Source organism: Streptomyces sp. NPDC126510 (assembly GCF_040302345.1).
In the GTDB taxonomy this organism is placed as follows: Bacteria; Actinomycetota; Actinomycetes; order Streptomycetales; family Streptomycetaceae; genus Streptomyces.
Genome location: NZ_JBEORR010000003.1, coordinates 165,135 through 172,187 on the forward strand (window position 1 = coordinate 165,135; position 7,053 = coordinate 172,187).

Genomic DNA, 7,053 nt, shown 5'->3' on the forward strand with positions numbered 1-7,053 from the left:
CGGCCGGGCGCTACGACGGGACGGCCGCTCCGGCATCCGGTTCGTCGGCGTCCGGTTCGTCGGCCGCCGCTTCGCCCGCCGGATCGACGAGCTGCTCGCGCACGTAGTTCCACACCACCGCGATCAGCGCGGCCACCGGCACGGCGAGCAGGCTGCCCACGATGCCGGCCAGGTTGCCGCCCAGCGTCACCGCCAGCAGGACGACGGCCGCGTGCAGACCCAGACCACGGCTCTGGATCATGGGCTGGAAGACGTTGCCCTCCAGCTGCTGCACCACCACGATGATCGCCAGCACGATCACCGCGTCCGTCAGACCGTTGGACACGAGCGCGATGAGCACCGCCACGAAGCCGGCGAACAGGGCGCCGATGATCGGCACGAACGCCGAGACGAAGGTCAGCACCGCGAGCGGAAGCACCAGCGGGACACCCAGGATCCACAGGCCGATCCCGATCAGGACGGCGTCGAGCAGGCCGACGGCCGCCTGGGACCGTACGAAGGCCCCCAGGGTGTCCCAGCTCCGCGCGCACACGGTCGGCACGTCGGTGGCGAAGCGGCCGGGCAGCTGACGGGAGAGCCACGGCAGGAAACGCGGGCCGTCCTTCAGGAAGAAGAACATCAGGAAGAGCGCGAGGACGGCGGTGACGACGCCGTTCACCACGGTGCTCACCCCGGTCACGACGGCACCCACCATGCTGCCGACGCCCTCCTGCGCGCGGGAGACCGCGCTGTCGAAGGCCTGGTTGATCTGCGCGTCCCCGATGTTCAGCGGCGGCCCGGCGGCCCACTCGCGCAGCCGCTGTATGCCCTCCACGACACCGTCCGTCAGCTCCCCCGACTGGGATGCCACCGGTACGGCGATCAGCGCCACCACACCCACGGCGACCAGCAGGAACAGCACGGTCACGACCGACGCGGCCAGCGCGGGCGGCCACCCGCGACGGCGCAGCAGCCGGGCCGCGGGCCAGGTCAGCGTGGTCAGCAGCAGCCCGACCACGAGTGGCCACACCACGGACCACATCCGGCCCAGCAACCACACCGCCACGGCGGACATGGCGAGCACCAGCAGCAACTCGGCGGACACCCGCGCGGATGTCCGCAGCGCGGCACGGGACCTGTCGGAATTCAAGGGCGCAGTCACGCAGGCACCCTACGGGCTGACAGGGCACCCGCAGCAGCCCCGTACCTCGGGAACCAACCGTCAGCGCACGGTGTACATGCTGAAGACGTGCAGGGCCGCTTCGATCTGTGCCCGCGTGCGGGGGTTCTCGTCGAGAGAATCACCATGGGCCCTGCCCGCAGTTCAGCGCCAGGGACACGAGTGAAAGGGAAGAGCGATGCGGGGCGACCCCATGGACACACTCGCTGCCGAGCTGGGTGTGCCTGCGGACCAGGTGCGAACGGCTCGAATCCCGGGAGGGGGAGCCCTTTTCGGTTTCCGGTGCGAGCCAGGGGCGTGTCTCGACGTGTGGAGACGCGCACGTGAGCGATACGGATCCACCGGGTTGTGGCCCTTCGTCTCTCACACCTCACCGAGCCGGTGGGAATGGGCGGGCGTAGCCGGCGACAGCCGCGTCGACAAGGGCCGACAGCCGATCGTCGAGAGGCTGATGGAGCTGCAGGCGAACGACCTTCTCACGGAGGCGCAGTGGTTCAGAGGGCCCGAGGCACACCCGGCCCCCGCACGCGACTTCGAAGACCTGGCCCGGCGACTCGCGGATTCCACTCCGGCGGCCGGGGCGCGGGCCCCCAGGTCCGCGCAGTCCCTGCTCGCCACCTTCTTCGCAGAGCCCCCCGAGTGGATCTGCCTCGTCTCCACCGAGGATCCCTCCGGTCTCCCGGAACTCCTGGACGCACCGTTCACGCCGAACCACACGCCGTTCCCCGGCGGGGAAGGACTGTCCTACCGGGACCACGCGAGCGTCCTGCGGGCGTGGCACGACCGCTACGGTGCGGAGATCTTCTACCTCGACACCCACGAGGTGATGCTGTCGGTGGAGCACCCTCCGGCGGCCCCGTCGGAGGCAGCACGGGTCGCGATCGAGCACTACGCCTACTGCCCCGACCTGGACCAGGTCATCGGAGGGTTGCCCGAGGTCGCTGTGCAGGTCCCGACGCGAACCTGGTTCTTCTGGTGGGACTGAGCAACCATCCGCCTGCGGTTCGTTGGCAGCCCGGCCTCGGGTTCATTCCGGTGCGAGCGCGTAGCGCGCCATGATGTCGAAGAGCAGTTCGACACGGCTTCGGACACGGCTGTCCACGGTCCCCTCGACACTCACGGACACCTCGTCGCCGTCCACGGATCGGGCGATGTGGAGATCGACGCGGTCGCGCCCGACGAGGGGGTAGGTGTACCAGGCCGAGCGTGGCTGGTCGTCGTCGGTCTCGGGCAGTGCCGTGTCGACGGCCAACCAGTCGCTGTCGTCGAAGTCGTATTCCACTTCCGCCGCGAGGTACTCGCAGAACGGGCGGAGATTGCCCGACCAGATCCAGCCTGCCGCGACCGTCCTGCTCGGCTGCGTGCCGGGCGATGAGCCGACCACGGTGTTGAGGTCCTCGTACAGACAATCCAGCGAGCGGTGCGTCGGCTCTCCGGCGGGTGTCGTCTCCGTGAGAACCCATCCGGGCATCTGCTGTCGTATGTCAGCGGAGAGGCCGTCGCTGTCCGGGTCCGCCAGGCGGCGCAAGACGCTGAAGGCCATCTCACGGGCAACGTGGCGAGCAAGGCGCCCGAGATCCATCGTGGGATTCGACCCGGTCGCCCCCTCGGCGTCAATGCCGTCGCGGAGGGAGCTGACCGAAGCCGTGTCCCACGCCTCGATGTCTTGCGACAGTGCTCGGAGGAACCGGTACCGAGCCAGCTGAGGAAGGTTCTCCGCGACCTCTGATGCAGCCCAGCCTTGCGGATCGTCAGCGCCGAGAGCCGCAAACAACCGTGTGATCTTCTCGTTGTCGCTCACTTCGAATCAGCCGTCGGCCTTGGCAACACCTATCGGGCAGGACACCCCAGTGCCGCCGATGCCGCAGTAGCCCGCGGGGTTCTTGTCCAGGTACTGCTGGTGGTAGCCCTCCGCCGGGTAGAAGGGGCGGCCCTCCGTCGTGACGATCTCCGTGGTGACGGCGCCGTAGCCGGAGGACGTCAGAACCTTCTGGTACGCCGCGCCGGAGGCCTTGGCGGTGGCCTCCTGGGCGGGGGTGTGGGTGTAGACCGCCGAGCGGTACTGCGTGCCCACGTCGTTGCCCTGCCGGAAGCCCTGCGTCGGGTCGTGCGACTCCCAGAACGTCTTCAGGAGACGCTCGTACGAGACCTGCTCCGGGTCGAAGACCACCCGGACGACCTCGGTGTGGCCGGTCAGGCCCGAGCAGACCTCCTCGTACGTGGGGTTCTCGGTGTGGCCGCCCTGGTAGCCGACGAGGGTCGTCCAGACACCGGCCGGAAGCTGCCAGAACGTGCGCTCGGCTCCCCAGAAGCAGCCGAGGCCGAAGTCGGCGGTCTCCAGGCCCTCGGGGTACGGGCCGAGCAGCGGGTTGCCGAGGACGGTGTGGCGGTCGGGGACCGTGAACGCCGGCTCCGGGCGCCCGGGCAGCGCCTGCTCGGCGGTCGGCAGCTGGGGCGTACGGCTGTGCGGGAACATGCGGTCTCCAATCGGGGCGGCCCCCTCGTCAACGTGGCGCCACCGCCCGGAATTCCGGCAGGTACCGGGCCCGCACGGCGGCCCGGCGGGGTTCAGTGCGGCAGGCTCGCCGGGCTGCCGCCGTTCGCCTCGTAGCCCGCCACCGCCAGGGCCCGGTACACCGCGAACTCCGCCGCCGGGTCGGCGGACAGGGTCCAGGGCAGGGCGCCCACGTGGCCGTCGATGTGCACCAGCTGGTTCATCGCCTCCGCCCAGCGCTCACCGCGAACCAGGAAGAACACCAGCATGTGCCGGACATGGGCCAGCATCGGGTCGTCGGGGCGGGCCGAGTGCACCGCGTGCAGCGCGCCGTGGACCGCCTTCGTGACGACCTCGCTCTGCCAGAAGCTCGCGACGAGCGTCACCTCGGGAAGGTGCTCGAACACCGCGAACAGGGGCATCGCCGAGAGGAGGGAGCCCCGGGGCGCGCGGGCCGCCGCGGCCTCGGCGAACGCGTACGCCTCCGCACGCGAGCCGTGCCACTTCTCGCACCAGTAGTGCACCGCCGCCAGATGCGCCCCCATGTGGGCCGGGGCGCGGTCCAGGATCTTCAGCCAGACCTGCTCGAAGTCCTTCTGGGAGTAGCCGAGGCCGCGGGCCACCGACAGCTCGACGATGTACGGGATCGGGTCACCGGGGGCGAGCAGCGCCGCCTCACCGCACGCCGCCCTCGCCTCCTCCATGATGATCCGGAACTCGTCCGTCCCCGGCGTCGCCGTCCGCCACGCCTGCTGCACCAGGAACTCGGCGTGCACCGCCGCACCGCCCGCGTCCTTGGGCGCCTCGGCCCGCCACACCCGCAGCCACTGCCCGCCCGGCGCCTCGCTCACTCCGCCGGGCCGCCGCGAGAGCTCCAGCGAGGCCGCGCCCGCGAAGGCCTGCACGCGCTGCCAGCGCCGCTCGCCCTCCGTCTCCGTGCCCGCCAGGAGCTGCTGGGCGGCGCGGTGGTCCTGCGTGCGCTGCACGACGTCCAGGACGTCCAGCAGGTCCTGGTCGGGGCCGGGCATGCGGATGTCGAGCTCCTCCTCCAGGGCGAAGCCGTAGTTCGCCGGGTCCGCCGCGTCCGGGTGGTCGGGCGAGACCAGCCCTGTCGCACCACCGCGCTTGCGCCGCAGGAAGGGGAGCAGCACGAAGCCCAGCATGACCAGCGCGATCAGGACCCAGAGAATCTCCATGCGTCAAGCGAACCAGACCGCGCCGACAATTGGCCAACCTGCTCCCGGAACCTGTGGAAAACTCCGGCTCACGCCGCCCCCCGGCACGCGCCGCTCCGGCGCACTACCCTCGGTGCTCATGAGCGACAGGCACATCAGTCAGCACTTCGAGACGCTCGCGATCCACGCGGGCAACACCGCCGACCCCCTGACGGGCGCGGTCGTCCCGCCGATCTACCAGGTCTCGACCTACAAGCAGGACGGCGTCGGCGGGCTGCGCGGCGGCTACGAGTACAGCCGCAGCGCCAATCCCACCAGGACCGCGCTGGAGGAGAACCTCGCCGCCCTGGAGGGCGGCCGCCGCGGGCTCGCGTTCGCGTCCGGGCTGGCGGCCGAGGACTGCCTGCTGCGTACGCTGCTCAGCCCCGGCGACCACGTGGTCATCCCGAACGACGCGTACGGCGGCACGTTCCGCCTGTTCGCCAAGGTCGTCGCCCGCTGGGGCATCGAGTGGTCGGTCGCCGACACCAGCGACCCGGCCGCCGTGCGGGCCGCCGTCACCCCGAAGACCAAGGTCGTCTGGGTGGAGACGCCCTCCAACCCGCTGCTCGGCATCACCGACATCGCCGCCGTCGCGCAGGTCGCACGGGACGCCGGCGCCCGCCTCGTCGTCGACAACACCTTCGCCACGCCCTACCTCCAGCAGCCGCTGTCGCTGGGCGCGGACGTCGTCGTGCACTCGCTGACCAAGTACATGGGCGGTCATTCCGACGTCGTCGGCGGTGCGCTGATCACCGGTGACGCCGGCCTGGGCGAGGAGCTGGCCTTCCACCAGAACGCGATGGGCGCGGTCGCCGGGCCCTTCGACTCCTGGCTGGTGCTGCGCGGCACCAAGACGCTCTCCGTGCGCATGGACCGGCACAGCGAGAACGCGGTCAAGGTCGCCGACATGCTCACCCGGCACGCGCGCGTGACGAGCGTGCTGTACCCGGGCCTGCCGGAGCACCCCGGTCACGAGGTCGCCGCCAAGCAGATGAAGTCGTTCGGCGGCATGGTCTCCTTCCGCGTCGAGGGCGGCGAGGAGGCGGCCGTCGAGGTCTGCAACCGCGCCAAGATCTTCACGCTGGGCGAGTCCCTGGGCGGCGTCGAGTCGCTGATCGAGCACCCCGGCCGCATGACGCACGCCTCCGTGGCCGGATCGGCCCTGGAGGTCCCCGCCGACCTGGTGCGGCTGTCCGTCGGCATCGAGAACGCCGAGGACCTGGTGGAGGACCTTCAGCAGGCGCTCGGCTAGACCGGTACGGCCCCCGGCGGGTCACCAGCCGGTGAGGGGTGGAGTCGTGTCGGACGGCGGCTCCACCCAGGGGCGGGCCGTCAGCGCCCACACCGTGAACGCCACGGCCGCCGCGAACAGCAGCAGCCACAGGAGACGGCGGGCGAGCGTCCTGCGCCGCAGCATGCGGCCACCGCGGCGCACCGCCTCCGTGTGGATCTCGGGAGGCAGAGGCCGCGCCGGCTGCTCCAGGAGCCTGCGCACGGTCGCCTCGCGGTCGTTGCCGCTCATGCCGCTCTCCGCTCGGCCGGGCTCACGGCATCGCCTTCGTGGCCGTCACCGCCGGGGCCGGGCCCCGCGAGCGGTGCAGCAGGGCCGAGGTGGCCCGGTGGCAGATCGCCCGTACGCGCTCCGGGGACAGACCGAGCAGGGCGGCCGTCTGCTCCTCGGCGACACCCTCATGGAGCCGGAGCACCAGGATCAGCCGTTCCTGCGGGGTGAGCGCGGCCAGGGGACTCGCCGGGTGCGGCCGGGCGCGGCCGAGTGCGCCGTGCTGGTGCCAGGCGCCGCGCGCGAAGCGGGTGGCCAGCTGCCGACGGGTGCGGTCGTACGGATCCTCGCCGTGCAACCGGTCCCAGCACGCGTACGTGTGCGCCAGCGACAGTGTCAGCAGGCGCCGCGCGCGGGGGTTGTCGTCGGGGGACTCGGCGGTGAGCAGCGTGGCGGCGTGCAGCAGCCGCCCGGCCGCGCCCGCGACGAACGCCTCGAACTCCCGGGCGCGACGGGCTGCCCGGGACGCATGCCGCTCCAGCACCGCACCTCCCGCCCGACGGCGCCCCTGAGGACGAGGGCCCCGGCCGCTCGCGACGGGGCCCGGTCTCATATCAGGCCAGGGACGGCCCCGAGGTCAAGAGCCGCGTACGGCTCGGGCGGTGTCGCCTACGGCTGGGGC

Annotated in this window: 8 protein-coding genes; 2 read left to right on the plus strand and 6 right to left on the minus strand. The window is 71.6% G+C overall.

Annotated elements, in window-relative coordinates; translation table 11 throughout:
- Positions 1 to 10 precede the first annotated feature (10 nt).
- Complete coding sequence (locus ABTX60_RS04705; protein WP_352095607.1) at positions 11 to 1,141, minus strand: AI-2E family transporter; 1,131 nt, start codon at positions 1,139 to 1,141, stop codon at positions 11 to 13.
- Positions 1,142 to 1,610: 469 nt separating this feature from the next.
- On the opposite strand from ABTX60_RS04705, the gene ABTX60_RS04710 reads away from it, so the two are divergent.
- Positions 1,611 to 2,144, plus strand: coding sequence for a DUF4253 domain-containing protein (locus ABTX60_RS04710; protein ID WP_352095608.1), 534 nt, complete (start codon positions 1,611 to 1,613; stop codon positions 2,142 to 2,144).
- Between the two features lie 42 nt (positions 2,145 to 2,186).
- Here ABTX60_RS04710 and ABTX60_RS04715 read toward each other — a convergent pair whose 3' ends face one another.
- From ABTX60_RS04715 to ABTX60_RS04725, 3 genes are all read right to left on the minus strand, one after another.
- The gene (locus ABTX60_RS04715) at positions 2,187 to 2,960 is read right to left on the minus strand and encodes a hypothetical protein (RefSeq protein WP_352095609.1); all 774 of its coding nucleotides are present in this window, start codon (positions 2,958 to 2,960) and stop codon (positions 2,187 to 2,189) included.
- Between the two features lie 6 nt (positions 2,961 to 2,966).
- The gene (gene msrA, locus ABTX60_RS04720) at positions 2,967 to 3,635 is read right to left on the minus strand and encodes a peptide-methionine (S)-S-oxide reductase MsrA (protein ID WP_352095610.1); all 669 of its coding nucleotides are present in this window, start codon (positions 3,633 to 3,635) and stop codon (positions 2,967 to 2,969) included.
- A 92-nt stretch (positions 3,636 to 3,727) separates the two neighbouring features.
- A complete protein-coding gene (locus ABTX60_RS04725) occupies positions 3,728 to 4,849 on the minus strand; it encodes a hypothetical protein (RefSeq protein ID WP_352095611.1) in 1,122 nt (373 codons plus the stop codon).
- 118 nt (positions 4,850 to 4,967) lie between these two features.
- Here ABTX60_RS04725 and ABTX60_RS04730 point away from each other — a divergent pair, with 118 nt between their 5' ends.
- Positions 4,968 to 6,122, plus strand: a complete 1,155-nt coding sequence (locus ABTX60_RS04730; protein ID WP_352095612.1) for a cystathionine gamma-synthase — start codon at positions 4,968 to 4,970, stop codon at positions 6,120 to 6,122.
- A gap of 21 nt (positions 6,123 to 6,143) precedes the next feature.
- On the opposite strand, the gene ABTX60_RS04735 is transcribed toward ABTX60_RS04730, so the two are convergent.
- Together ABTX60_RS04735 and ABTX60_RS04740 are read right to left on the minus strand one after the other, a co-directional pair.
- Positions 6,144 to 6,392: a hypothetical protein gene (locus ABTX60_RS04735; RefSeq protein ID WP_352095613.1), complete on the minus strand. Its 249-nt coding sequence runs from the start codon at positions 6,390 to 6,392 to the stop codon at positions 6,144 to 6,146.
- A 22-nt stretch (positions 6,393 to 6,414) separates the two neighbouring features.
- Positions 6,415 to 6,915, minus strand: coding sequence for a sigma factor-like helix-turn-helix DNA-binding protein (locus ABTX60_RS04740; RefSeq protein ID WP_352095614.1), 501 nt, complete (start codon positions 6,913 to 6,915; stop codon positions 6,415 to 6,417).
- Positions 6,916 to 7,053: the final 138 nt, after the last annotated feature.